Here is a 25,341-nt window from a genome sequence, read left to right on the forward strand (position 1 = left end):
CGGTGATCCCTTTTTCATTTATAAGTCATTCAATTAGGTATCGGCGAAGCTCAAGACAACTGAAACGTTCCGGGGTAATTTTAGACGTTTGTATAATAAACAATAGACTTAACGGTACTGTGCACACACGCGACAAGCGGGATCACGGCGAACTTGAAAATGTCGCCATTGGCCGCTCAAACCATCAAACGTGGATAACCCCTGGTGGGCAGTGCCTGCGCCGCTTAGCAGCTTAAATGCTTCAACCGCTTGAAAGCAGCCAATCAAGCCTACCAGTGGCGCCATTACCCCACTCTCTGCGCAACTAAGCGCTTCGTCACCACTGTCATCGGGTGGATATAGGCAGGCGTAGCAAGGGCACTCAGCCTTGCAGGGGTCAAAGACGGCCAGTTGGCCTGAAAAACGAATGGCTGCGCCGGAAATCAATGGAACTCCAGCCTTTTGTGACGCCGCATTGACTGCATAACGGCTTGAAAAACGGTCGGTACAGTCCAGCACCACGCCCGCTGAAGCCACTAAGCGCTCAAGCGCTGCGCCTTCTACATGCTGGTCTAACGCCACGACATCGCAGTGCGGATTAAGCGCTTGCATGCTGGCCTGGGCAGAGTGGGCTTTATTTAATCCCACACTTGCCTGCTGATGCGCTATTTGGCGCTGAAGATTAGAAAGTTCGACGTGATCGGCATCCGCGATGGTGATTCGCCCTACCCCGGCAGCCGCTAAATAAAGCGCCGCCGGTGAGCCCAAGCCACCTGCCCCAATAATCACGGCGTGAGCAGATAGCAGGTGCTCTTGGCCCTCGATATCCACTTCGGGCAGCATGATTTGACGGCTATAGCGCAGCAGTGCCTGATCATCCATCATCGGCTTATTTATCCTCAAATTCCTCAAAATCAGGAATGTGTAAATTGAAGTTCTCTTTAACTTCTTCCATTACCACATAGCTTTTTGATTCTTTCACCCCAGGAAGCGTTAACACTACATCGCCCAACAGTTGGCGATAGGCCGACATTTCGGGAATACGGCACTTTAAGATGTAGTCAAACTGCCCTGACACAAGATGACACTCTTGAATCTGGGGTAGTTTCTCGACCGCGCGGCGGAATTCATCAAATACGGCGGGCGATTGTGTTTCTAAACTGATTTCGACAAAGACTAGTAAATTGGCCTTCAAGGCACGCGGATCGAGGATTGCCTGATAGCCACGGATAATGCCAGCTTTCTCCAAGCGTTTAACCCGCTCGAGACAAGGGGTTGTGGATAACCCTACTTCCGAGGCCAAATCAACATACGAAATACGCGCATTGTCCTGCAAGCAGCGCAGGATTTTAAGATCGATACGGTCCAGCGTTCTATTTTTAGGTTTCATGCCAGTGTCCTTCATGCGAGCCCCTTGCTAAGGGTTGTACTAAATGGCGCTGAGTGATCAGACCATTTATATACAAATTCTAATCAACCAGTTAGTTATTAAAATAGCCTCTCAACATCAGCGCTTGAGGATTTGCAGCGGTTGTTGACATTAGCGCTGTCGATTTAACCCGCTGAGTTTAAGTGGCTGTTATTAGGCGCCCTAGGGTAACCCGTTCATGCCCTCCCAGGTCTCGAACACTTTCAACGTTCTGATAGCCAGCACTGCTTAGTGCCATGCGTACTTTTTCCGCCTGTGTATAACCGTGTTCAAGAAGCAGCCAGCCGGACGCTGTCAAATAGTGCCGAGCGGACTGCACCAAGTGCAACAAATCCGCCATGCCATCAGCGTTTGCAACCAGCGCCGAGCGAGGCTCAAAACGCACATCGCCTTCGGCAAGGTGAGGGTCATCGGCAGCAATATAAGGCGGGTTACTAACGATAATATCGAAAAGCGTACCGGCCTCAGCATCGCTTTCCAGCGCGCTAAACCAATCACTCTGCAGAAAATGGGCGTTGGTAATACACAAGTCTTGCGCATTGCTTGCTGCCAGCTCGACCGCCTCGTTACGCACGTCTACACCGAGCACTTGCCAGCCTGGCTGCTCGCTAGCAAATGCTAACGCAATGGCGCCCGTGCCGGTTCCAAGGTCAAGCAGTCGGCCAGTGGGCAGCGTCGCCCGGTTAAGCGCAAGCTCGACTAACGTTTCAGTATCGGGACGGGGAATTAACGTATTGGGAGAGGTCGCTAAACGCAGCCCCCAAAATTCACGCTCGCCGGTTAGGTAGGCCACTGGCGTGCCCTGGGCACGTGCGTCGATGAGTGCATCGAAGCGCGAATGCTCCTGGGAGGAACACATTTTATCGCCCCAGGTGTACAGCCAGGTACGATCCCGCTCAAGCACATGGCACATCAGCACTTCAGCATCCACACGCGGCGAGGTAGACCCCGCCGCCTGTAACCGTTGTGCCGCCTGTTTCAACAGCGCATCAAGCGACATTAGACGTCCTGAAGGGCTGAAAGCTGTTCCGCTTGATACTCGTGAATCAGCGGATTAATCACATCGTCCAACTGCTCGCCACTGACCACTTCATTCAGTTTATACAGGGTCAGGTTAATGCGGTGATCGGTGATGCGACCTTGCGGAAAGTTGTAGGTGCGGATGCGTTCGCTGCGATCCCCCGAGCCTACCAGCGAGCGACGGGCATCGGCCTGCTCCTGACGCTGGGAATCTACCGCATTGCGTTTGAGCTTGGCTGCCAGCAGCGACATCGCTTTGGCACGGTTTTTATGCTGACTGCGCTCTTCCTGGCATTCCACTACCACGCCGGTTGGTAGGTGAGTAATGCGGATGGCGGAATCGGTAGTGTTAACGTGCTGACCACCAGCACCGCTGGAACGGTAGGTATCCACACGCAAATCGGCTGAGTTGATATCGATATCACCGACATCGTCGACCTCAGGCATGACCGCGACGGTGCAGGCAGACGTGTGAATACGGCCCTGAGATTCGGTCGCCGGTACGCGCTGAACCCGGTGGGCGCCGGATTCAAACTTTAGCTGGGCGTAAACACCATCGCCCTTCACCCGGGAGATGATCTCTTTGTAACCGCCCTGCTCGCCGTGGCTGGCGCTGACGATTTCGACCCGCCAACCGCGCTTTTCCGCATAACGCGAATACATGCGGAAAAGATCACCGGCAAAGATGGCAGCCTCGTCGCCGCCGGTTCCTGCGCGTACTTCTAAAAACACCCCACGCCCATCGTCAGGGTCTTTCGGCACCAGCAGACGCTTAAGCTCGATATCTAATTCTTCTAACCGCTCGCGCCCTTCGCTCAGTTCCATCTCAGCCAATTCGCGCATGTCAGCGTCGCTGTCGCGGCTAAGCTGCTCGGCTTCATGCATATTGGTTTCGATGTCACGATAGCGCTGCCACGCGGCCACCAGCTCCTCTAACTCGGAGTATTCTCGTGAGTAGTCGCGGAAGCGCTGCTGGTTATTGATCACTTCCGGATCAGACAGCAGCATCGCCAGCTCTTCAAAACGTTCTGTAAAGCTGTCTAAGCGTTGGCGCAAAGTCTCTTTCATGCGGGCGTATCATCCTTCTGGCGTTTTACCGGGGGCGCAGGCGTGGTTTCAAAGGCTGGCTTAGCAGGCAACAGTAGGCGCGGCGCGGCATTCAGCAAGTCGTGATGCTCCTCTGAGGCGGCATCACGTATGGCTTGAGTCGGCTGGTGCAGCAGGCGGTTGGTCAACTGATGCGCCAAGCGCTCAATGACTTTAGCAGGGTCTTCACCGCGCGCCAGCCGCTCTAACGCTTGATCGCGTGAAAGATCGCGCAGCGCTTCGCCATGCTGGCGATAATCACGGATTAGTTCACCACCGTTGCGAATACGTCGTGCATGCTGCCAACTGCCCACCCCGTGCTCAATCAGCGATTCCGCTTGATCTGCAGCCACCTGGCGATGACGGCGATTCTCTTGAATCACCTCTTCCAGATCGTCGACGGTGTAGAGGAACACATCGGCCAACTCGCCTACTTCGGGCTCGATATCACGCGGCACGGCGATATCGACCATAAATACCGGCCGATGGCGGCGCTTCTTGAGCGCCCGCTCCACCATCCCTTTACCGAGGATAGGCAGCGGGGCCGCGGTGGAAGAGATGACGATATCGGCATGCTCAAGGGCGTCGGGAATCTCTTGCAGGGTAATCGCCGTCCCCCCCAAGGGCCCTGCCACGAGCTCGGCACGTTCGCGGGTGCGGTTGGCGACAGTAAGCTGGCGAACACCGGCTTCGTGTAAATGCCGAGCGACCAGTTCGATGGTTTCACCAGCGCCAATGAGTAACGCGCGTGAACGGCTAAAATCATCAAAAATGCGGCTGGCCATACTGACCGCCGCGTAGGCCACTGAGACAGGGTTTTTGCCAATACCTGTTTCGGTACGTACCTGTTTGGCCACCGCAAAGGTGTGCTGGAACAGGCGCTCAAGCTCACCGCCCAACCCTTTAGACTCACGCGCCTGTTGATAGGCATCTTTCAACTGGCCAAGAATCTGCGGTTCGCCCAGCACCATAGAATCCAGACCAACCGCTACGCGCATTAAATGGCGCGCCGCATCGTTGTCTAGATAGTGGTAGGCACAGCGGGTCAGCTCATCGACGCGTAAGTTATGAAAGCGTCCGAGCCAATTGAGTACCGCCTGCTCGCCAGCCGCATCCGTGACACAGTAAAGCTCCGTGCGGTTGCAGGTCGATAGCACCGCCGCTTCACTAATTTGTGGCAGATTTCGCAATTCAGCCAACGCAATGTCAAGCTGCGCGGGCGAAAAAGCCACCTGCTCACGCACGGCCACGCTGGCGGTACGATGATTTATTCCCAGGGCAAGAAGCGTCATGCGTTATGCGTCTTCGCTAGTGTGTCGGACTTTCGCCGACCGCCGGTCTTAAAGCGGCCGCACCGTCAATTAGGGCTTGCTCAAACAAGTCTTTGGCGTGGTTCAAGCGCTGCCTATAAAATAGGCATAAAGATTGCTGACCACTTTTTCAAGGAGGAACATTCTATCACAGCAGGCTATCATCTGGCCCACACCACTTTGCCGCAGGCAGGCAAGCCGCTATGCTGAGCATTCGGCCACTTAATCGAGAGACGCATGCGACCTCGCTCTACACTTCTCGGCTCTACTGTTCTGAGCTTTTCATTTTTGCGCTTTGCTTTTCCAAGCGCTGCTGTACGGCGTTCGTCGCTGCTACCAGTGGCCGCCGCAGCGTTACTCCTGGGCGGCTGCCAATCGACGTCCAGCCAGCAGAATGGCCCGCTGGGCACATGGGCCGATGACCCAATGCGCGAGGCCCCGCCTATAACGCGAGGGCTAGATGCCGCAGGGCTTAGCACGCTGCTGGGGGCTGAACTGGCTGGCCAGCGAGGCGATTACCGTTCGGCAAGCCAGGGCTATCTTGAAGCGGCGCAGCGCTATCGCGAGCCTGCACTTGCCGAGCGTGCGACGTTCGCCGCCCGCTTTGGCAACGAGGCCTCTTTAATCGAGGCTTCTGCGCTACGTTGGCGTGAGCTGGCCCCACAGGCAGAAGCACCTAATCGCTTATTGGCGGCTTTTTCATTACAGCGCGGTGATTGGCTCGACAGCCTTGAGCAACGTATTGATGTTGTCGAAGCTGGCGGCCACGGAGATTTGGCTGCCTTTGCAGAAATTGCGGTGGCGGAAGAAGCGCCGCTTACCTTAATTGCTCAGCAGTTGCGTGCGCACCTAGCCCAGCCCAACGCTGACCAGTTAGAACATCACAGCGATGTACTGCTGGGCACAGCACTGATTGAAGCCGCCCTTGGCGACACCGCTGTTGCCCAGCGGCGGCTTGATCAAGTCGCGCTGCTGGACCCTGAATCAGCGGCGTTATGGTTGGTAAGAGCACGCCTTGCGCTAGAGACGGAAGACTACTCGACTGCTCAGCGGGCGGCACAACAGGGCTTGGAACTCGCGCCTGACGATGTGCGATTTATTTTGCTACTGGCCCAGGCCGAGATTCGCCTCAACAACATCAGTGCGGCCGAGACACAAACTAACGCACTGCTGGAGAGCCATGGCGGCAACCAGGATCTACGTTTATCGCTGGCACAGCTGTATCTGGAAGAGGGGCACCCCGAACCCGCCCAACGCCTGCTGCAGCCGCTGATTGGCCAGCCAGAGGTGCCGAATCTAGCCTATTACCTGCTCGGGGCGATTACCCAGACCCAAGGCGATACCGACAACGCGCTACTTTATTACCGCCAAGTCAGCGAGGGGGATGAATTTGTGCCCGCTCGCGCGGCTGCGGCGCAAATGCTGATTGAAGAAGATCGTCTGCTTGATGCCCGTGCCTTTCTGCGCATTGAGCGGATGCGCTTTGACAACTATTTTACTGAACTGGTGATGCTCGAAGTCCAGTTACTGGACGAAATGAACCAGCCTACCGACGCCAACGCCTTACTGGATCGTGAAATCACCCGCACACCTGACGATGCCGCTCTGCTTTATGTGCGTGCCATGCGCCGCTGGGAAGCAGGTGACATTGAGGGTATGGAGCGGGATTTACGCCAAGTGCTGCGCACCGACCCAAACAATGCCGAAGCGCTCAATGCGCTAGGTTATACGCTGGCAGACCTTAACCTGCCTGGGCGCCTGCAAGAGGCGTTTGACCTCATTGAGCGCGCTTACGAAGCCGACCCTGACAACCCCGCCGTGCTCGATAGCATGGGCTGGGTGTACTTCCGCTTGGGCCAGCCCGAAGAAGCGCTTCTCTGGCTTGAAAGCGCTTATACCCAACTACCCGACCAAGAGGTCGCTGCCCATTTAGCCGAGGTATTGCAGGCGCTGGGGCGTGAAGAAGAGGCACGCCGCCTGATCCAACAGATTATGCAGCGCACCAACCTGCATCCTCAGATCGACAACTTGCTTGAGCGCTATCCTGAACTAACACCGCCGGTGGCACCCTAACGCTACGTCACCCGACGGCGCCCCATCATGTTACGCTTGCGCCGTCATTACCCAACATGGAGCCCGTTTATGCCGACACTGATGTCCTTTCCGCTACGCTCACCTTCTTTCCCTGCCTATACGCGCTTGTGGGTATTGGGCCTTGCCCTCTTGTTCTTAGCAGGGTGTGCCTCACAGAGCCCAGTGGATGAAAGCGGCAGACAAGCGGGTCAGTGGGAGCGTCAACAGGGTGATGTAGCAGCATTCGAGACTTGGACACTTGTCGGCAAAGCCGGACTGCGCACCCCCCAAGAGAACGTCAGCGCCAACCTGGACTGGAATCAGACCCCTTACTATTTCCGTATGCTGATCAGCGGGCCGTTTGGTGGCGGGCGCAATGTGCTTGAGGGTCGTGAAGGTCGCTTCTCACTCTCCAATAGTGACGGACGCTTTGAAGCAGAAACGCCGGAAGCCTTAATGGAAGAACAGCTTGGCTGGTCACTGCCCGTTAGCGCAATGCCTGACTGGGTACGCGGCCTACCCGGCGAAAATGACAACTATCAGATGGAAACCGATGAACTCGGCTTCCCCAGCCACTTGACACAAGACGGTTGGGAAATTGACTACCGCGACTGGGAACAGTTTGAAGGCATGTGGCTGCCACGCCGGTTAATCATGAACTACGACGATGTACGCATCACGCTGGTCGTTAATCAGTGGCAAGCCAGCGACGAGTAAACCGTTTAAATGAACGCGCAACTTACTTTACCCGCCCCGGCCAAGCTTAACCGCATGCTGCATATCGTGGGCCGTCGTAAAGACGGTTACCACACACTGCAAACGCTATTTCAATTTATTGATCTTAATGATCACCTTACGCTGGCTGCCCGCGATAATGGAGAGATCCATCTAACCCATGAGGTCAGCGGCGTAAACCACGATGACAATCTGATTGTGCGTGCCGCCCGTTTATTGCAGCGTCACAGCGGCACTCGACTAGGGGCGACCCTTTCTATTGAAAAACAGCTGCCTATGGGCGGCGGCTTGGGTGGCGGCAGTTCCAACGCGGCTACCACGCTAGTGGGGCTCAATCACCTCTGGCAGCTTCATCTATCGTTAGACGAATTGGCACGCTTAGGCCTGCAGCTGGGGGCCGACGTGCCTGTCTTTGTGCACGGCCATAGTGCCTGGGCTGAAGGGGTAGGCGAGCAGCTTACCGCAGTGACGCTGGATACCCCTTGGTTCGCCATTATTCATCCCGGCATAAGTGTGTCCACACTTGACGTCTTTCAAGACCCGCAATTGACACGTGACAGCCGCCCCATTACTATGGCGCGCGCACTGCAGGGGGGAGCGCCGGAGTGGCGCAACGACTGTGAAGCCGTCGTAAAGGAACGCTATCCGCCAATTGCGGAAGCCCTTGATTGGCTCGAACAGCACGCACCTAGTCGGTTGACCGGCACGGGCGCTTGTTTGTTTGCTGCTTTTGAGACGCAGCAAGCAGCACAGGCAATCGCGCAATTAGCGGGTCAACGTTGGCCGACATGGGTAGCACGCGGGCTCAACACCTCTCCCCTACATGATGCTCTGGGCTATTTATAACCCCGCTCTGGGCAGTTTATAGTCCCGCTCTGGGCTATTACAGCCCCGCTCTGGGCAGTTAAAAGCGCCCGGTCAGCGCGTTAGGTTATTGCTGGGGTATCGCCAAGTGGTAAGGCACCGCTTTTTGGTAGCGGCATTCCCAGGTTCGAATCCTGGTACCCCAGCCAACCCAACAATGGCCTGCGTTTTTACCCCTGATTCCCAACACTGCAAAGGTGGCTGCGCGTGTCAAAATTGATGGTTTTCGCCGGGAATGCTAATCCCGCACTCGCTCAAAAAATAGCCGAGAGCTTAGACAGCCGTATGGGTAACGCGACGGTGGGTCAATTCAGCGACGGCGAAATTGCAGTCGAGATCAATGAGAACGTGCGCGGTAAGGATGTCTTCATCCTGCAATCCACCTGTGCACCGACAAACGACAATCTGATGGAGTTGATCCTGATGGTCGACGCACTGCGTCGCGCCTCGGCAACTCGTATCACCGCTGTTTTGCCCTACTTTGGCTATGCACGCCAGGATCGCCGTGTGCGTTCCGCACGTGTGCCTATTTCCGCCAAAGTGGTTGCCGACATGATGGTCAAGGCAGGCGTTGACCGTGTGATGACCATGGATCTACATGCTGATCAGATCCAGGGTTTCTTTGATGTCCCGGTCGACAACGTCTACGGCTCACCCATTTTGCTGGATGACATCGAGCGTCAGAATTATAGCGACCTCGTTGTAGTCTCCCCCGATGTGGGTGGTGTGGTTCGTGCACGCGCCATCGCCAAACAGCTGAACGCCGATCTCGCCATTATTGATAAGCGTCGCCCCCAGGCTAATCAAGCCCAGGTGATGCACATTATCGGTGAGATTGAAGGCCGTACCTGTGTCGTGGTCGACGATATGATCGATACCGCAGGCACGCTATGTAAAGCCGGTGAAGCGCTCAAAGATCACGGCGCCAAGCGCGTCGTGGCTTATGCAACGCACCCGATTTTATCCGGCCCAGCGGTTGATAATATTACCAACTCCGTACTGGATGAAGTGGTGGTGACCGACACCATCCCGCTCTCTGACGTTGCTCGTCGAAGCGGAAAAATTCGCCAGTTGAGCGTTGCCGGCCTTATCGCGGAAGCGATTCGTCGGGTCAGCAACGAAGAATCTGTCAGCGCGATGTTCCACTAAACGCCTGACGATATAGCCCCCTTTTGGGGCCACGGAAACGCCATCGTCTGGTCGCGGTCGATGGCGTCTTCCTTACTTAAACCAAGAGGCAATTCCATGTCTGATTTTATCCTGAAAGCCAGCGTTCGTAACGACCTGGGGAAAGGTGCGAGCCGCCGCCTGCGTCGTGCGAACCAGCAAGTACCTGCCGTTGTATACGGTGGCGAAAAAGGCGCGCAGTCTATCTCCGTAGAAAAAACCGCGTTCTACAAAGCGATTGAAGACGAGTCCTTCTTCTCCTCGGTCATCAAACTGATGATCGAAGGCAAAGAAGAGCAAGTGGTTGTTCGTGACCTGCAGCGTCACCCGTTCAAGCCGTTGCTAACTCACGCCGACTTCCTGCGCGTTGACGCTACCCACGAAATCACCATGAACGTGCCGCTGCACGTGACCGGCGAAGAAACGTGTGTAGGCATTAAAGACCAAGGCGGTGAACTGCACGTACTGGCCAACGAAGTGGCGATCAGCTGCTTGCCGAAAGACCTGCCTGACTATCTTGAAGTCGACATTAGCGCACTTGAACTCGGCACTACGCTGCACCTGTCTGACCTTACCCTGCCGGCTGGCGTCACCTCTGTTGACCTGTCCCACGGTGAAGAGCACGACAATGCAGTACTCAGCATCACCAAAGTGAAAGTCCGTGTTGAAGAAGATGAAGACGGTGAAAGCGAAGGCGAAGAAGATTCCAGCGCCGAGTAAATACCCGTTAAGCATCCTATGAGGGCCATGCCTGCATGGCCCTCATGATGCTGACATGATGTTAGAATCAAGCGCCTCGGCGCTTGATTTTTTTTAGGGCTGACGCTGGCGCGATGTCAAAAATTTCTCCTAGAAATGGGTATGAGGTGGGAATATGAGCCAGGTAACGGCCATTATTGGATTAGGAAACCCCGGCGCGGAGTATGACGCCACTCGCCATAACGCTGGCTTCTGGTTGGTCGATGCAATTGCGCGCAGCGCCCATGCAGAGTTGCGCCCGGAAAAGAAGTTTTTTGGCCACTACGCCAAAGTCCGCCTAGGCGACCATGAGCTGCACCTACTCAACCCCGCCACCTTTATGAATCGCAGTGGTGCCGCAGTAGCGGCCTTAAGCCAATTTTTCAAACTGACGCCCGACAATTTGCTGGTCGCCCACGACGAACTTGACCTTCCGCCTGGGCAGGCACGCTACAAAACTGGCGGCGGGCACGGCGGCCATAATGGCCTACGCGATATCATTAGCGCGCTAGGCGATCAAAAGCAGTTTCACCGGGTACGTATCGGCATTGGCCATCCTGGGGAGGCACGCCAAGTCACTAATTATGTACTAGGGCGGCCCGGCAAGGCCGAACAAGAAGCGATCACTCGTGCCATTGATGAGTGCATCACCACGCTGCCATTAGCGCTAGCGGGAGACTGGGCCAAAGCGATGAACCAGTTACACAGCCTTAAGTCAGAATAAACGCTGTCGAAAACTGGCTAGTGACGCCGGTAGCTGACGGCTAGTGCATCTCGTAGAATGGCGATTATATTTACGCCCTACCACCTTATTTTCAGGAATATTTTATGGGTTTCAATTGCGGCATCGTCGGTCTGCCTAACGTCGGCAAGTCCACGCTATTTAATGCACTGACGAAGTCAGGCATTGATGCAGAAAACTTCCCTTTCTGCACCATTGAGCCAAACGTCGGTATCGTTCCGATGCCGGACCCGCGTCTTGATAAGCTCGCCGAGATCGTCAAGCCGCAAAAGGTACTGCCGACCACCATGGAGTTCGTCGACATTGCTGGCCTAGTCGCCGGGGCTTCCAAAGGCGAAGGGCTGGGCAACAAATTCCTGGCCAACATCCGTGAAACCCAGGCGATTGCCCATGTGGTGCGCTGCTTCGATAACGACAATGTTATCCACGTGGCAAATCAAGTCGATCCTCGTGCCGATATCGAAACGATCAATTTAGAATTGGCGCTGGCCGACCTGGATACTGTCGAAAAAGCTAGCCAACGCTTGGTTCGTTCGGTGAAAGGGGGTGATAAAGACGCCATTGCCACCAAGGCGATTCTTGACCGTATTCAGCCCCACGTTGCGGAAGGCTTGCCGCTGCGCAGTTTTGGTTTGAGCGAAGAAGAGCAGCGTCAGGTGAAAAGCTTCGGCTTTTTAACCCTGAAGCCGACCATGTACATCGCCAACGTCAACGAAGACGGTTTCGAGAACAATCCTTACCTGGATATTGTTAACGAGATTGCCGCCGAAGAAGGCGCGTTGGTAGTGCCGGTGTGCAATCAGCTGGAAGCCGAAATCGCTGAGCTGGACGATGAAGAGCGCTCCATGTTCTTGAGCGAGATGGGCATGGACGAGCCGGGCCTTGATCGCGTGATTCGTGCGGGTTACTCCCTGCTAGGTCTGCAAACCTACTTCACAGCTGGTGTTAAAGAAGTTCGCGCCTGGACAGTGAAAGAAGGCGCAACAGCCCCAGAAGCAGCAGGCGTCATTCACACCGATTTCCAGAAAGGCTTTATTCGTGCCGAAGTCGTCGCTTATGACGATTTTGTTTCACTGGGTGGCGAGCAAGGCGCTAAAGATGCCGGCAAGTGGCGCCTGGAAGGCAAAGAGTACATTGTTAAAGATGGCGACGTAGTGCACTTTCGTTTTAACGTATAAACGGCCGCGCCAACATTCTCAGCAATAAAACATTGACTAAAATCAGTGTTATCAGTATCATTCGCCCCCGTTGAAAGGCTACGTAGCTCAGCTGGTTAGAGCACATCACTCATAATGATGGGGTCCCCTGTTCAAATCAGGGCGTAGCCACCAAAGCTTATTGAAAAGCCCGCTGATTCTGTCAGCGGGCTTTTTTTTGCTTTAACTCGGCTGTGGCTATGGGCGCAACACGATCAACTCAACGTGGTGCGGTTTAAAAATTGCGTCAGCGCGCGAGTAAGGTACTCCACATCTTTAGTACCTGCAGTTTCTCGAATGGAGTGCATCGCCCACTGCGGGATACCAACATCAATAGTGGGTACGCCTAACTCGGTCGCGGTAATCGGCCCAATCGTGCTGCCGCAACCCATATCTGCCCGGGTCACAAACGACTGCACCGGGACATCCGCTTCACGACACACATCACGAAACAGCGCGCCGGTAACGCTATTAGTGGCGTAGCGCTGGCTCGCATTAACCTTGATCACCGGGCCGCCATTAATCGCCGGGCCGTGGCGCTCATCGTGCTTGTCGCGAAAATTGGGATGCAGCGCATGGGCGTTATCGCAAGAGATCATCAGCGACGACTGAATCAGCTGAATCAGTGACTCATCACTGCCCTTCTCACCTCCCTTGCCTCCCAGCTGACCATTAATGCGCTTTAGCACATCCGCCAGAAAAGGACCTTGAGCGCCGCTGGCGCTGGCACTGCCCACTTCCTCGTGATCATTGGCTACTAACAGGGCGCCCTGACGACCATCGCTGCCTAATAGCGCTTCCAACCCCATAAAGCAGGAAAGCAGATTATCCAACCGAGCGCTAGCCACTAGCTCCTGCTTGACGCCCACCAACGATGGCGGCTGTACATCGTAAAAACCCAGTTCAAAGTCAACCACTTCTACGGCACTCAGACCGTGCTGCTGCTCTAGCCACTGCGCCACCAATTCGGCTAACGTGGCTGCCTCACTTTGCATCAATACCGGCGCCATTTGTGTCTGCGGATTTATCGGGCGGCCGCTGTTCACGTCTCGATCAAGGTGGATCGCTAAACTCGGTATGGTGGCAATAGCACGGTCGACATTGAGGAGTACGCTTTCCAAGCGCCCATCAGCGTGGCGCACATGTACGCGCCCTGCCAACCCTAGGTCACGGTCAAACCAAGGCGCCATCAGCACACCGCCGTATACCTGCACGCCTAACTGCAGCCAACCCGCAGAACGCTGCGTGGCGTTGGGCTTTAAATGCAGGCCGGGGCTATCAGTATGCGCACCAATCATGCGCAATTCGGTTAATCTAGACTCAGGTAATTGAAACGCAATAATGGCTGAGTCGTTACGGGTAACGTAGTAGCGTTTGCCCGGCGTTAGCTGCCAATTCGCCTTTTCTTCCAGCCGCTGAAAACCGGCTTGCTCCAATCGCGAGGCCATATTGCCTGCAGCATGCCAGGGTGTCGGTGATTGACGCAGAAAGTCACAGAGACGTGTTAAACGATCAGCGTTGAAAGTCTCGGACATGGAAATCCTCTTAACAGTAATGATTGAGTCTCATAGTGCAGGCGACCTGCTACAATACTCCCTCGACCTACGCAACTCATGGGTCACATTGCGTGTCTAGGGAAGAATGAGTGTACACAAATCCGGGAGAGCTTGACTGATGAGCTTGTTTGCAACGCTTTCGCGTTCGGTCGCCCTGGCTGTCATGCTGGTTGTTTCCAGCCCAGCCGCCTTGGCGCAACTCGAGCCGACCGACGAACAACGCCAGGCGGCGGTGGAAATTGCGGACTCGCTCCGCTACGGACACTATGCTGACGTAAATTTTGACGAAGCATGGTCGCAAGACACATTCCAACGCTATTTGGACATTCTTGACGGTCAGCGCGCTTACCTACTGCGCAGTGATATCGAAGCCTATCGCCATCTAGAAACCAGCATGGCAGACGCCATTTTTAATGGCGATCTAGACGACGCTTTTAATCTGTATAACGCGTTTAGTGAACGTCAACGCACTCGCGTTGAGTCGCTACTTACTCAGCTCGACGAAGGCCTTGATTTTAACTTTGAAAGCAATGAACGCTTAGAGATTGATCGTGAAGATGCCCCCTGGGCCTCCCGGCAAAGCGAACTCGACGAGCTATGGCGCAAACGGCTCAAAAATGACGCTTTAACCCTGGCCTTAACCGACCAGGACAGCGAACAGATTGAAACCAATCTGCGTCAGCGCTATGAAGGCCAACTGACCCGCCTGGAGCAAACCGAGCCTGAAGACGTGTTTGGCGTACTCATGGCAGCGGTCACGGGCAGCATCGACCCGCACACCGGCTACCTCTCCCCCCGCCAGGGTGAGTCGTTTGATATTCAGATGAGCCTCTCGCTTGAAGGGATCGGCGCCCTGCTTCAATCGGACGGCGAGTACGTCAAGGTTGCAAGCCTAGTACCCGGTGGCCCAGCAGAGCGCGCAGGCGTTTTGGAACCAGCAGACCGCATCATCGCTGTTGGCCAGGAAGAAGGCGAGATGGTTAATGTCGTCGGTATGCGTCTGGATAACGTGGTTGACTTAATTCGTGGTCCTAAAGGCTCCATCGTTCGCTTAGATGTGGTACCTGCCCAAGCAGTCGATATGACTCGCTCGCAGATCGTTGAAATTACCCGCGATACCGTCAGCCTTGAAGATCAAGCTGCCAGTAGCGAAATCATTGAAGTCGAGCGCAACGGCGAGCCGCACCGCCTTGGGGTCATTAACGTGCCCACGTTCTACGTTGATTTCGACGCTTGGCAAGCCGGTGAAGAGGAGTACCGCAGTACCACACGCGATGTTGCCAAAGAAGTCGAACGCCTTAAAGAAGAGGGCGTAGAAGGTATCGTGCTTGATCTGCGCAACAATGGCGGTGGTGCCCTGCAGGAAGCCAATTCATTGATCGGCTTGTTTATCGACCGCGGCCCCACCGTACAGGTACGCGACGCCCAGGGCCGCATCCAGCTCTACGGCGACAGCGAAGCAGGCACGCTCTATGACGGCCCGTTAGGCGTATTAGTGAACCGCCTCTCTGCCTCTGCATCGGAAATTTTCGCTGGCGCTATTCAGGATTACGGTCGCGGCCTAGTGCTCGGTACGCCTACGTTCGGCAAAGGCACCGTGCAAACGCTTAATGATCTGAGCCATGGCCAGATCAAGCTAACTCGCGCCAAGTTCTACCGTATTTCTGGCGATAGCACCCAGAACCGCGGCGTAGAGCCGGATATCGACTTCCCCAGCCTGATTGACCCCGAGCGTATTGGTGAAAGCAGCTTGGATAACGCATTAGCGTGGGATACCGTTCAGAACGTTCAGTATCGCCGCTATGGCGAACCTGAAAACATGCTGGAGCAACTCATTGCCCAACATGATGCACGTGCGCAGGATAATGCCAATTTCCGCTATCTTGAACGCCAGTCCACACTTGCTCGTCAGCTACGCGAACAGCACACCAGCGTGAGCTTAAACCGCGAACAGCGCGAGCGTGAAATGGAAGCCCAGGAAGCCGAACAGCTCTCATTGGAAAACCAACGCCGCCGTGCGCTGGGCATGGAAGAGCTGGATGAGTGGATGGACGCTCGGACAGACGCCACGGCAGGAATAGGCGGCGAAGAGAGTGATGATGCTGCTGCCTCACAAGAGAGCGAAAGCGAAGAGGATGAAGCACTGGCCGTCGATCGCGCCTACGTGTTGGAATCAGCAGAGATACTTCTCGATTACGTCCATTTGCAGGATTCTCAGCGGTTAGCGGCTAAGCGTTAACACGCACGGTTAAAGCACGCTGAGAAAAAACGCCGACCCCTTTATAAGGGTCGGCGTTTTTATTACGCTATTTTAATCACCTAGCCTGCCTCAGCATCGCGTTAACACAGCGCCGCTCGGCGGGCAGGCCGATCACCCATTCGCGTTAAGCGCTGCGTGAGTGCCGCTAATTGCACAGCGCTGCCTTGGGTGCCCGCCTGAACAATATCGTGGACCCAGGCAGGTAATTGAGAGGCAAGGCGGTAATAGACCCACTGCCCCTCGCGCTGATCGCTAAGCAACCCACATTGACGTAACTGAGCCAAGTGCCGTGATACTTTGGGCTGCGATTCCTGCAGCGCATGGGTCATTTCACACACGCACAGCTCCTGCTCTTGAGCAATTAGCAGCACCAGCATCAAACGCGTTTCATCGCTTAAACACTTAAATACTTGCAGCGCCTGGGGCGCAGTCACGTTGCCCACCATAAACTTCCTAAACTAATGGATTATCAATGTAGTTTACGTCACTAAATCGGTTGACGGTAAGCACCGATAGTTCTAATGGTGAACCAGCTCACACGCCAGACACAACAAAACCGCCTATACATTAGCTGGCAGTGGGTATAGCAAAAGAGAAAAGGAAACACTAGAAATGAACGCTTTCAGTCAACGCAGAGAAAACTAGGCGCTAATGAAAAGCAAATAAGCAGGGGGAATTAATTGGCTCCTCGAGCAGGACTCGAACCTGCGACCCAATGATTAACAGTCATTTGCTCTACCAACTGAGCTATCGAGGAATCATGCACTACCCAGAACGATACGCCGTAAAAAGGCAGCTAAAGAGGTACTAACGATATTACAACTTGGCTCCTCGAGCAGGACTCGAACCTGCGACCCAATGATTAACAGTCATTTGCTCTACCAACTGAGCTATCGAGGAACATCATAAGTTGTCGTGTTTTAAGCAAAGCCCTTCGCTTTAAAGCGGTAGCGAAGATTGGCTCCTCGAGCAGGACTCGAACCTGCGACCCAATGATTAACAGTCATTTGCTCTACCAACTGAGCTATCGAGGAACTGCTCAAACACGGTGCGTAGTATACCCATTGAAATGTGATGGTCAAGTATCGATTATGGCCGAATGCTAGCCCCAGGTTTCTTGTGCCCGTATAATGGGGATATCTAAAAGTGGCATGGCCCACTATCCGACACTCCATTCATCCTCGTCCCTTGACGACTCATAGATGACAGGTACCGATGGCGAAGAAGCTCTTCATCAAAACGCACGGCTGCCAAATGAACGAGTACGACTCCTCCCGCATGGCGGATCTACTCGGCGAATCTCACCAGCTCGAACTCACTGATAATGAGCGTGAAGCCGATGTCATTCTGTTAAACACCTGCTCGATTCGCGAGAAAGCGCAGGAGAAAGTTTTTCATCAGCTGGGCCGCTGGAAAAAACTTAAAGATGCCAACCCCGATCTAGTGATTGGCGTAGGTGGCTGCGTGGCCAGCCAAGAAGGCGAAGCCATTCGCAAGCGCGCACCGCATGTGGACATGGTATTTGGGCCACAAACCCTCCACCGCGTTCCTTCGATGCTGGATGCCCGCAGCAATAATCAGATTGCCGCTGTGGATGTCACTTTTCCTGAAATTGAAAAGTTTGACCATCTGCCCAAGCCCTCCTCCGATGGCGCCACTGCATTCGTATCGATCATGGAAGGCTGCTCCAAGTACTGCACCTTCTGCGTGGTTCCTTACACCCGTGGCGAAGAAGTTTCACGCCCCTTTGAAGCAGTTATGGATGAAGTCATCCACCTTTCCGATCAGGGCGTGCGTGAGATCAATCTGCTGGGCCAAAACGTGAATGCCTATCGCGGTGAAAATCAGCTTGGCGACGAGATCGACCTGGCCGAGCTGATTGCCTGTGTGGCGGCTGTAGACGGGATCGATCGCGTCCGCTTCACCACCTCGCACCCGGTTGAGTTTACCGACAGTCTCGTAGAAGCCTTCGCCGATATCCCAGAGCTGGTGAGCCACCTACACCTGCCGGTACAGTCAGGTTCAGACCGCATTCTTAACGCTATGAAGCGTGGTCATACGGCGGCGGAGTACATTGAAAAGATGGAGCGTATCCGCGCCAACCGCCCGGATATCAGCTTCTCTTCAGACTTCATTATCGGTTTCCCCGGCGAAACGGAAGAAGATTTTGAAGCGACGATGAACCTGATTCACCAGATTGGCTTCGACCACTCGTTCAGCTTTGTTTACTCCGCCCGCCCCGGCACACCTGCTTCTGGCCTGCCGGATGAAACACCGGAAAGCGTGAAAAAGCAGCGCCTGGCAATTCTGCAGGAGCGGATTATTCAGCAAACCGCGCAAATTAGCCGCCGTATGGTCGGCAGCACGCAGCGTGTACTGGTTAACGGCTTTTCGCCCCGCGACCCCGGCCAACTCTCAGGGCGTACCGAGAACAACCGCGTGGTGAACTTCCGTGCCGCCAACCCCACCGAGCTAATCGGCTACTTTGTCGATGTGGAGATCACCGAGGCCTTCCCCAATTCGCTGCGCGGTGAACTGGCCTCACCCGAGCGCTATTAAACGTTCCCTTTGCACCGCCATTAACACAGGTCATTGCCCCGCTTCAGGCGGGGCAGTAAGCTGAACGATACACACACTAACGAGGGGTTCCCCACTCTTGAGCCAGCCAACACCTCAGGCCAATCGCATCATCACCTTAAGCCTTGAACCCAATGATCCGCAGCGCCTTGCTAGCCTTTGCGGCCAGCAGGACGAGCATTTAAAGCTGATTGAAAGCCGCCTGGACGTGACGCTGCGCAACCGAGGCAATGTGTTCCAACTGGCGGGCCCCGCCAATCGCATTAAAGCAGCGGCAAACGTACTGGAACATCTCTACCGCGAAACGGCATCCAGCGAACTTGAAGCCGATACCGTCCACTTATTCCTACAGGAATCGGGGCTTGAAGCGATAGAAGATGAAGAAGATGGTAGCGGTAGCAGCGACGAAGTGATCATGCGCACGCCGCGCACCATGATCAAACCGCGTGGCCTTAATCAGCAGCGCTATGTGTCCAGCATCCGCGAACACGATATCAATTTTGGTGTTGGCCCTGCGGGCACAGGCAAAACTTATCTAGCGGTCGCTGCGGCGGTTGAAGCGCTCAATCAACAGGAAGTACGCCGCATTCTGCTTGTGCGCCCTGCCGTTGAAGCGGGTGAGAAACTTGGCTTTCTACCCGGCGACCTGGCCCAAAAAATCGACCCCTACTTACGTCCTCTTTATGACGCTCTGTACGAGATGATCGGTTTTGAACAGGTGGCCAAACTGATTGAGCGTCAGGTAATTGAGATTGCCCCGCTGGCCTACATGCGTGGCCGCACGCTTAATAATTCCTATATCATTCTGGATGAGAGCCAGAACACTACGCCAGAACAGATGAAAATGTTCCTAACCCGGATTGGTTTTGGTTCTACCGCCGTCATTACCGGCGATGTGACCCAGGTCGATTTACCCAAGGGGCAGCGGTCAGGGCTGATTCAGGTGCTCGACGTATTGAAAGACACCCCAGGCATTGGCGTTACCCACTTTGCCGCCAAGGATGTGGTTCGCCACCCGTTGGTTCAGCGCATTATCGAAGCCTACGACATGTTCGAGTCTCAGCAAGAAGTGGAAGAGCGTGCTCGCCGTGAAGTGCGCCAGCAAGAACGTGATGCCCGCATGCAATCGCGAGAAGGCTCCTGGGATAGTTCGCGATGAACGAGCCTACGATTGATGAGCTAATAATTGATCGTCAGGCAGCGATCAACGAACCCCTGCTACCCTCTCTGACACAGCTCACCCACTGGGTGGGCTGTGTTTTTGCGCACCACCCGGATGACCAGCGTCGGGAAGTGACTATCCGCTTTGTGGATGAGAGCGAGAGCCAGACGCTTAACCGCGACTACCGGGGCAAAGACAAAACCACTAACGTGCTGTCGTTTCCCTTTGAGAGCCCGCCCGGGGTTGAATTACCGCTACTGGGTGATCTCGTGATTTGTCACGCCGTGGTGGCTCAGGAAGCTCGCGAGCAGCGTAAACCGCTTGAGCATCACTATGCTCATATGGTCGTGCATGGCATCTTGCATTTAATGGGCTACGATCATATTGATGATCAGGAAGCAGAAGAAATGGAGCAGTTCGAGCGCGAACTATTGGCTGAGCTGCACATTCCCGACCCATATGCTGACACTACCTCCGATGGCATTAATGGCTAAACGCTTTGGGTTTTTATTATTTGATAGTGGGTGCGTTAATTCAGGTAACAACGAATCTGGTACTATCCCCCGCATCGGTGATAAAACAGCTACCTGACAACGCCGTAAATAAGATAGCAACTGTCTGCCCGCAAACGAGAGAATTGACGCATGAGCGAAGACCGATCGAGCAACCCCAATCAAAAATCCTGGCTCGAGAAAATCTTTGGCGCCCTTTCCGGAGACAATGACGAACCCAGCTCACGCGATGAGCTGATGACGTTTTTACGCCATACCGCAGGAAAACTAAAGCTGGATCAAGACGCCATCATGATCATCGAAGGCGCGCTTGAAATCAGCGACCAGCAAGTACGCGAAGTGCTGATACCGCGTTCCCAGGTGTCCGCCATCGCGCTGGATCAAACCAGCGACGGCTACCTACCCCTCATTCAGGAAACCGGCCACTCCCGCTACCCGGTGATTGGTGAAAACCTGGATGATGTGAAAGGTATTCTGCTGGTAAAGGATCTGTTACCGCTACTCTCCCAAACGCAGGCCCAGCGTGACGCTTTCAAGCTTGATGATATCTTGCGACCGGCGATGTTTATTCCTGAGTCAAAACGCCTTAACAGCCTGCTCAAAGAGTTTCGTGATACCCATAATCACATGGCCATCGTCGTTGACGAATACGGCGGCACTGCGGGCATTATCACCATTGAGGATATCCTTGAGCAGATTGTCGGCGACATCGAAGATGAACACGATACCGACGAAGAGGATGATATCCGCGAGATCGAAAATGGCCGTTTTGCCATTCGCGCGCTAACCCCCATCGAAGACTTCAACGAACGCTTTGACACTGAGTTCTCCGACGATGAGTTCGATACGGTTGGCGGCCTGGTAATGCAGCAGTTCGGCCATCTGCCTCGGCGCGGAGAACATACCATTCTTGGTGGCTGGCGATTTGTGATCCTCAATGCTGACACCCGGCGCATTCGTCTACTCGAAGCCTACCGTGACACGCGTCGTGATGACGAAGAAGACGATGACCAGGAGAACAAGCCAGCCTAGTCGCTGATCGTCACTCTGCTCTCTATCCGCTTTCTCGCACTTTACCGTAGATAGGTTATCGCTATGGGTTTACCCCCCGCGTTTTTGTTACAGCTGCTTGCCGCCCTGGTTGCTGGTGGATTCACCACCCTAACGGCCTCACCGTTTGAACTGTGGTGGCTTGGCCCGGTAGCGATTGGTTTACTTTACACGGGCCTGCACACGTTAACCCCCGCCCAGGCGGCTCTAAAGGGGTGGCTATATGGCGTGGCGCTCTTCGCCAGCGGCACTTCGTGGGTGTATGTCTCTATTCACGATTATGGCTATACCGGTGTACCACTGGCCGTTTTCCTAACTGTGCTGTTCGTGACGATTTTGGCGCTGTTTTTTGCCGGCACCTTCTGGCTCTATCGCCGCTTCACATCCGCTCGGCTCGCGTTTATCAGCTTTGCGGGCGCCTGGGTATTGGGCGAGGTGCTACGAACCTACCTGTTTACCGGCTTTCCCTGGCTGCTACTGGGCTCTGGCTATGTCGATTCGCCACTAGCCGCCTGGGCACCCGTTGGTGGCGTCTATCTGCTTTCTCTATTAGTAGCACTTAGCGGTGCGCTTGGTGCTGAACTACTGCTGCGCCGTCGGTGGTGGGCACTCGCACCACTGGCAGCGATTTGGCTAGTCCCGTTGGCATTGCCTCAGCAGTGGACCACGCCAGTAGATGAGCCCACTCGTGTCGCCCTGTTACAAGGTAATCTGCCGCAGCTGTTGAAGTGGACCCCTGAAGGGCAACGGGAGGCCGCTAACACCTACAGCGAACTAACTCGCGAAGTTGCCGACGACGTTGACCTGATTATCTGGCCTGAAACCGCTCTGCCGATGATGGAAACCCAGGCCCGCCCAGTGCTGGAACGAGTGCAATCTAACCTACCGCCCGATGTCGCCCTGCTCACCGGCATCGTTCAGCGCGACGACCAAGAGCGCTATTTCAATAGCGTCATTGGCGTAGGCAATGTAGAGGGCAGCTACCAGAAAGAGCACTTAGTGCCTTTTGGTGAGTACTTGCCGCTGGAAAGCGTACTCCGCGGGGCGATCGATTTCTTTGACCTTCCAATGTCGACCTTTACCAAAGGCGAGCACGAGCAAACACCCATGCAGGCCGCGGGGATAAATATAGGCAATGCGATCTGCTATGAAATTATCTACCCGCAGTTAGTTGCCCGCCGCGCGCAAGACAGCGGTGTCATCATGACGGTCTCCAACGACACCTGGTTTGGTGCCTCAATCGGCCCCCACCAGCATTTGCAGATGGCCCGTCTGCGAGCGCTAGAGAATGGCCGCTATGTGGTCCGCGCTACCAGCAACGGTATTACGGCGATTATCGACCCCGAAGGCCATATCGTGGAGCGCGCCCCGCAGTTCGAAACCACACTGATAACCGGTGAGTTCTACGCCATGGAAGGTTTGACACCGTTTACCCGCACAGGCAGTTGGCCCGCTTGGCTGCTAGCAGGCTTGTTGCTTTTACCCGGCGTCGTTGCCGCGCGCAGCAAACGTGACGTAAAAAGCTGATACGTAAAAAATCTGATACATAGTACTCGCCCGTAGCAAAATGGCCCGCGTCCTTTGTAGGACGCGGGCCATTTCGTTGTTTCAAGCTAGCGCTATGGGCAAGTGAATGCCAAAAGATTAGGCAGCGCTGTTTTTCAACGTCGCCATATCAATCACAAAGCGATAGCGTACATCGCCTTTTTCCATGCGCTCAAAGCCTTCGTTGATGTTGTTGATATCCAACATCTCGATATCACAGGTAATGCCTTGGTCAGCACACAGCTTGAGCAGCTCTTCGGTCTCGGCAATGCCGCCAATCAGCGAACCGGCAACCACACGGCGTTTGAAGACCAAGTTAAAGGCTTCAATGGCTGGCTCAATAGGTTCAAGCAAACCGACAATAATGTGCGTACCGTCGTACTTCAGCGACTTCAGGTAAGGGTTAAGGTCATGCTGTACGGGTACGGTGTCGAGCATAAAGTCGAAGGTATCAGCCACGGCATCCATCTGCGCCTGGTCGCTGGAAACCACCACGTGGTCAGCACCGTTGCGCTTAGCTTCTTCAACCTTGGCATCTGAGCGGGTGAATACGGTGACTTCCGCACCCAACGCCTTAGCCAGTTTAACGCCCATATGGCCTAAGCCACCCATACCAATCACACCAACTTTATGGCCTTGACCGACGCCATGGTGCTTGAGCGGTGAATAGGTCGTCACACCGGCACAAAGAATCGGCGCTGCTGAGGCTAGATCGATACCATCAGGCATCTGCAGTACAAAGTGCTCACTCACTACGATGGCGTCGGAGTAGCCACCCTGGGTTATGGTGCCGTCTTGGCGGTCTTCGCTACCATAGGTCATGGTGAAGCCTTCCAGGCAGTACTGCTCTACGCCATCTTTACAGGCGGCACAGGTACGGCACGAATCCACCATGCAGCCAACACCGACTAAATCACCGGCTTTAAAACGTGAAACCTTATCGCCGACCGAGGTCACGCGGCCGACAATTTCATGGCCGGGGACGACAGGGTACTGGCTCATTCCCCAGTCATTGCGGGCAAAGTGAAGGTCGCTGTGGCACACGCCACAGTAGAGAATTTCAATCGCCACGTCGTCCGGGCGCGGCTGGCGACGGTCAAAACTGAACGGTGCTAACGGTTTGTCCGCAGCAAATGCTGCATAGGATTTGGCTTGGCTCATCGGTGGGGCTCCATCTTGACTTCGCAACTAGACTTAAAAGCTGTTTTTTTCAAAACCAACTTTCAAAATCAGCAGACATTTCCTCGCGTGCGAGGTATGCCGACAGTATTGGCCTAATCCGTAAGGATAGCGATGAACGAAGCTACGCCATTTTTGCCAATTACTCCGATAGCACGTAATAAAATAACAAAAAATAGCTTAAAATCGCTATGATTATGCAAAAGCCACCAGAAACCAGAGAGAACCCCATGGCCTCCACCGCTCAGGCTGGCAATGCGCTGGCTGCTGTTATTGCACCACTCATTAAAAGCGACGGTATCAGTCAAACGACTCTGCCCGGCGTATCGTTACTCTGTTTAAGCCGCCACCAAGTGCGTACGCCGCTTCTCTATGAACCAAGCCTGACCATTATTGCCCAGGGGCAAAAGATGGGGTATCTGGGCGATCGTGAAATCCACTACGACCCCGGCCACTATTTAGTTCAAACGCTGCCCATGCCGTTTGAGTGCGAAACTTACGGTTCACCGGAAGCCCCGTTGCTGGGTATATCGGTACGCCTGGATCCGGCACTGTTGAGTGAGATGGTGACCGCCATGGGCGAGGCGGTACAACAGAACCAAACGCCACTGCCAATGGCATCAGTCGCCATGAACGATGGTATGCAAGACGCCGTACAGCGTTTGGCGCGCACACTGCATGCGCCTGTTGAATGCAAAACGATGGGCACGGCGCGTATTCGTGACGTGGTATTCGAGGCATTAAAGGGGGAGCAAGGCCAAGCGCTAAGGGCGTTGGTATTGGGGCATGGCAACTATTCGCGCATCGTGCAGGTGCTTTCGAGGCTTCATGCCAATTTTGCTGAAGACTTTAGCATTGAACAGCTGGCAGCCCAGGCCAATATGAGTCCGTCGACATTTCACCAGCACTTTAAGCAAATTACCCGTGCGTCACCGGCTCAGTACTTAAAGCGGCTGCGCTTAATCAAAGCCCAGCAGTTACTTTTGCAGGACAACCACAACGTCAATCAGGCCGCTGCGGCGGTTGGCTACCGCAGCGTGCCTCAGTTTAGCCGCGACTATAAGCGCTATTTTGGCGAGCCTCCGCTTCAACACCGTCGACAGGAACAGGCGTTACAGGCCGGACATCGGGGCGCCATAGCGTTTTACAGTCATTACTGAT

22 protein-coding genes and 5 tRNA genes are annotated in these 25,341 nt (G+C 54.7%); 16 read left to right on the forward strand and 11 right to left on the reverse strand.

Translation table 11 applies throughout. The annotated features are described in order from the left end of the window. Positions 1-108 precede the first annotated feature (108 nt). From V8L71_RS10155 to hemA, 5 genes are all read right to left on the reverse strand, one after another. Complete coding sequence (locus tag V8L71_RS10155) at positions 109-864, reverse strand: HesA/MoeB/ThiF family protein (protein ID WP_336268566.1); 756 nt, start codon at positions 862-864, stop codon at positions 109-111. A gap of 4 nt (positions 865-868) precedes the next feature. Then, positions 869-1,369, reverse strand: a complete 501-nt coding sequence (locus tag V8L71_RS10160; RefSeq protein WP_336268596.1) for an Lrp/AsnC ligand binding domain-containing protein — start codon at positions 1,367-1,369, stop codon at positions 869-871. 178 nt (positions 1,370-1,547) lie between these two features. Continuing rightward, positions 1,548-2,408 (reverse strand): peptide chain release factor N(5)-glutamine methyltransferase, encoded by an 861-nt coding sequence (gene prmC / locus V8L71_RS10165; RefSeq protein ID WP_336268565.1) that lies wholly within the window; start codon positions 2,406-2,408, stop codon positions 1,548-1,550. Further along, on the reverse strand, positions 2,408-3,496 hold the full coding sequence (gene prfA / locus V8L71_RS10170) for a peptide chain release factor 1 (protein WP_008957335.1): 1,089 nt from the start codon (positions 3,494-3,496) through the stop codon (positions 2,408-2,410). Before prfA ends, prmC begins: the two co-directional genes overlap by 1 nt. Next, positions 3,493-4,806, reverse strand: a complete 1,314-nt coding sequence (gene hemA, locus V8L71_RS10175) for a glutamyl-tRNA reductase (protein ID WP_336268563.1) — start codon at positions 4,804-4,806, stop codon at positions 3,493-3,495. The genes prfA and hemA overlap by 4 nt, the downstream gene beginning before the upstream one ends. Before the next feature lie 255 nt (positions 4,807-5,061). On the opposite strand from hemA, the gene V8L71_RS10180 reads away from it, so the two are divergent. The 9 genes from V8L71_RS10180 (at position 5,062) to V8L71_RS10220 (ending at position 12,474) form a co-directional block, all read left to right on the forward strand. Further along, on the forward strand, positions 5,062-6,897 hold the full coding sequence (locus V8L71_RS10180; protein WP_336268562.1) for a tetratricopeptide repeat protein: 1,836 nt from the start codon (positions 5,062-5,064) through the stop codon (positions 6,895-6,897). A 69-nt stretch (positions 6,898-6,966) separates the two neighbouring features. Continuing rightward, complete coding sequence (gene lolB, locus V8L71_RS10185; protein WP_101145631.1) at positions 6,967-7,614, forward strand: lipoprotein insertase outer membrane protein LolB; 648 nt, start codon at positions 6,967-6,969, stop codon at positions 7,612-7,614. Positions 7,615-7,623: 9 nt separating this feature from the next. Next, positions 7,624-8,478 carry a 4-(cytidine 5'-diphospho)-2-C-methyl-D-erythritol kinase gene (gene ispE, locus V8L71_RS10190; RefSeq protein ID WP_101145632.1) on the forward strand — a complete coding sequence of 285 codons (855 nt, stop codon included), beginning with the start codon at positions 7,624-7,626 and terminating at the stop codon, positions 8,476-8,478. A gap of 92 nt (positions 8,479-8,570) precedes the next feature. Continuing rightward, positions 8,571-8,645, forward strand: a tRNA-Gln gene (locus V8L71_RS10195). Positions 8,646-8,703: 58 nt separating this feature from the next. Then, entirely contained in the window at positions 8,704-9,645 is a 942-nt protein-coding gene (locus V8L71_RS10200) for a ribose-phosphate pyrophosphokinase (protein ID WP_009287569.1), read from the forward strand. 96 nt (positions 9,646-9,741) lie between these two features. Then, positions 9,742-10,383, forward strand: a complete 642-nt coding sequence (locus tag V8L71_RS10205; RefSeq protein ID WP_101145633.1) for a 50S ribosomal protein L25/general stress protein Ctc — start codon at positions 9,742-9,744, stop codon at positions 10,381-10,383. 154 nt (positions 10,384-10,537) lie between these two features. Then, the gene (gene pth, locus V8L71_RS10210; RefSeq protein ID WP_101145634.1) at positions 10,538-11,125 is read left to right on the forward strand and encodes an aminoacyl-tRNA hydrolase; all 588 of its coding nucleotides are present in this window, start codon (positions 10,538-10,540) and stop codon (positions 11,123-11,125) included. A 104-nt stretch (positions 11,126-11,229) separates the two neighbouring features. Then, positions 11,230-12,321: a redox-regulated ATPase YchF gene (gene ychF / locus V8L71_RS10215; RefSeq protein WP_007113453.1), complete on the forward strand. Its 1,092-nt coding sequence runs from the start codon at positions 11,230-11,232 to the stop codon at positions 12,319-12,321. Positions 12,322-12,397: 76 nt separating this feature from the next. Continuing rightward, a tRNA-Met gene (locus V8L71_RS10220) sits at positions 12,398-12,474 on the forward strand. A gap of 80 nt (positions 12,475-12,554) precedes the next feature. Here the strand turns inward: V8L71_RS10220 and V8L71_RS10225 are convergent. Next, entirely contained in the window at positions 12,555-13,874 is a 1,320-nt protein-coding gene (locus V8L71_RS10225) for a M18 family aminopeptidase (RefSeq protein WP_101145635.1), read from the reverse strand. 139 nt (positions 13,875-14,013) lie between these two features. On the opposite strand from V8L71_RS10225, the gene V8L71_RS10230 reads away from it, so the two are divergent. Beyond that, on the forward strand, positions 14,014-16,134 hold the full coding sequence (locus V8L71_RS10230) for a carboxy terminal-processing peptidase (protein WP_336268559.1): 2,121 nt from the start codon (positions 14,014-14,016) through the stop codon (positions 16,132-16,134). Between the two features lie 101 nt (positions 16,135-16,235). Here the strand turns inward: V8L71_RS10230 and V8L71_RS10235 are convergent, their stop codons facing one another. The 4 genes from V8L71_RS10235 to V8L71_RS10250 all read right to left on the reverse strand — a co-directional run bounded on the left by V8L71_RS10235 (position 16,236) and on the right by V8L71_RS10250 (position 17,189). After that, on the reverse strand, positions 16,236-16,601 hold the full coding sequence (locus V8L71_RS10235) for a metalloregulator ArsR/SmtB family transcription factor (protein ID WP_336268558.1): 366 nt from the start codon (positions 16,599-16,601) through the stop codon (positions 16,236-16,238). Between the two features lie 235 nt (positions 16,602-16,836). After that, positions 16,837-16,912 (reverse strand) — tRNA-Asn (locus V8L71_RS10240). A 67-nt stretch (positions 16,913-16,979) separates the two neighbouring features. Beyond that, positions 16,980-17,055, reverse strand: a tRNA-Asn gene (locus tag V8L71_RS10245). A 58-nt stretch (positions 17,056-17,113) separates the two neighbouring features. After that, a tRNA-Asn gene (locus V8L71_RS10250) sits at positions 17,114-17,189 on the reverse strand. A 181-nt stretch (positions 17,190-17,370) separates the two neighbouring features. Here V8L71_RS10250 and miaB point away from each other — a divergent pair. From miaB to lnt, 5 genes are all read left to right on the forward strand, one after another. After that, positions 17,371-18,714, forward strand: coding sequence for a tRNA (N6-isopentenyl adenosine(37)-C2)-methylthiotransferase MiaB (miaB, locus tag V8L71_RS10255; protein ID WP_336268557.1), 1,344 nt, complete (start codon positions 17,371-17,373; stop codon positions 18,712-18,714). A 97-nt stretch (positions 18,715-18,811) separates the two neighbouring features. Beyond that, positions 18,812-19,891, forward strand: coding sequence for a PhoH family protein (locus V8L71_RS10260; RefSeq protein ID WP_101145637.1), 1,080 nt, complete (start codon positions 18,812-18,814; stop codon positions 19,889-19,891). Continuing rightward, entirely contained in the window at positions 19,888-20,388 is a 501-nt protein-coding gene (gene ybeY, locus V8L71_RS10265; protein ID WP_101145638.1) for an rRNA maturation RNase YbeY, read from the forward strand. Before V8L71_RS10260 ends, ybeY begins: the two co-directional genes overlap by 4 nt. A 150-nt stretch (positions 20,389-20,538) precedes the next feature. Beyond that, on the forward strand, positions 20,539-21,438 hold the full coding sequence (locus V8L71_RS10270) for a CorC family transporter (RefSeq protein WP_101145639.1): 900 nt from the start codon (positions 20,539-20,541) through the stop codon (positions 21,436-21,438). Positions 21,439-21,501: 63 nt separating this feature from the next. Further along, positions 21,502-22,983, forward strand: coding sequence for an apolipoprotein N-acyltransferase (gene lnt / locus V8L71_RS10275; RefSeq protein WP_336268556.1), 1,482 nt, complete (start codon positions 21,502-21,504; stop codon positions 22,981-22,983). Between the two features lie 117 nt (positions 22,984-23,100). Here lnt and V8L71_RS10280 read toward each other — a convergent pair whose 3' ends face one another. Beyond that, positions 23,101-24,162 (reverse strand): NAD(P)-dependent alcohol dehydrogenase, encoded by a 1,062-nt coding sequence (locus V8L71_RS10280; protein ID WP_336268555.1) that lies wholly within the window; start codon positions 24,160-24,162, stop codon positions 23,101-23,103. A gap of 248 nt (positions 24,163-24,410) precedes the next feature. Between V8L71_RS10280 and V8L71_RS10285 the strand changes: the two genes are divergently transcribed. Further along, complete coding sequence (locus tag V8L71_RS10285) at positions 24,411-25,340, forward strand: AraC family transcriptional regulator (protein ID WP_336268554.1); 930 nt, start codon at positions 24,411-24,413, stop codon at positions 25,338-25,340. The last annotated feature ends 1 nt before the right edge of the window (position 25,341 follow it).

This window comes from Vreelandella indica (assembly GCF_037070225.1).
In the GTDB taxonomy this organism is placed as follows: Bacteria; Pseudomonadota; Gammaproteobacteria; order Pseudomonadales; family Halomonadaceae; genus Vreelandella; species Vreelandella arctica.

Coding starts and splice junctions, on each gene's coding strand:
- V8L71_RS10155 (WP_336268566.1), bottom strand. CDS start 864: ATGATGGATGATCAGGCACTGCTGCGCTATAGCCGTCAAATCATGCTG.
- V8L71_RS10160 (WP_336268596.1), bottom strand. CDS start 1,369: ATGAAACCTAAAAATAGAACGCTGGACCGTATCGATCTTAAAATCCTG.
- prmC (WP_336268565.1), bottom strand. CDS start 2,408: ATGTCGCTTGATGCGCTGTTGAAACAGGCGGCACAACGGTTACAGGCG.
- prfA (WP_008957335.1), bottom strand. CDS start 3,496: ATGAAAGAGACTTTGCGCCAACGCTTAGACAGCTTTACAGAACGTTTT.
- hemA (WP_336268563.1), bottom strand. CDS start 4,806: ATGACGCTTCTTGCCCTGGGAATAAATCATCGTACCGCCAGCGTGGCC.
- V8L71_RS10180 (WP_336268562.1), top strand. CDS start 5,062: ATGCGACCTCGCTCTACACTTCTCGGCTCTACTGTTCTGAGCTTTTCA.
- lolB (WP_101145631.1), top strand. CDS start 6,967: ATGCCGACACTGATGTCCTTTCCGCTACGCTCACCTTCTTTCCCTGCC.
- ispE (WP_101145632.1), top strand. CDS start 7,624: ATGAACGCGCAACTTACTTTACCCGCCCCGGCCAAGCTTAACCGCATG.
- V8L71_RS10205 (WP_101145633.1), top strand. CDS start 9,742: ATGTCTGATTTTATCCTGAAAGCCAGCGTTCGTAACGACCTGGGGAAA.
- pth (WP_101145634.1), top strand. CDS start 10,538: ATGAGCCAGGTAACGGCCATTATTGGATTAGGAAACCCCGGCGCGGAG.
- ychF (WP_007113453.1), top strand. CDS start 11,230: ATGGGTTTCAATTGCGGCATCGTCGGTCTGCCTAACGTCGGCAAGTCC.
- V8L71_RS10225 (WP_101145635.1), bottom strand. CDS start 13,874: ATGTCCGAGACTTTCAACGCTGATCGTTTAACACGTCTCTGTGACTTT.
- V8L71_RS10230 (WP_336268559.1), top strand. CDS start 14,014: ATGAGCTTGTTTGCAACGCTTTCGCGTTCGGTCGCCCTGGCTGTCATG.
- V8L71_RS10235 (WP_336268558.1), bottom strand. CDS start 16,601: ATGGTGGGCAACGTGACTGCGCCCCAGGCGCTGCAAGTATTTAAGTGT.
- miaB (WP_336268557.1), top strand. CDS start 17,371: ATGGCGAAGAAGCTCTTCATCAAAACGCACGGCTGCCAAATGAACGAG.
- ybeY (WP_101145638.1), top strand. CDS start 19,888: ATGAACGAGCCTACGATTGATGAGCTAATAATTGATCGTCAGGCAGCG.
- V8L71_RS10270 (WP_101145639.1), top strand. CDS start 20,539: ATGAGCGAAGACCGATCGAGCAACCCCAATCAAAAATCCTGGCTCGAG.
- lnt (WP_336268556.1), top strand. CDS start 21,502: ATGGGTTTACCCCCCGCGTTTTTGTTACAGCTGCTTGCCGCCCTGGTT.
- V8L71_RS10280 (WP_336268555.1), bottom strand. CDS start 24,162: ATGAGCCAAGCCAAATCCTATGCAGCATTTGCTGCGGACAAACCGTTA.
- V8L71_RS10285 (WP_336268554.1), top strand. CDS start 24,411: ATGGCCTCCACCGCTCAGGCTGGCAATGCGCTGGCTGCTGTTATTGCA.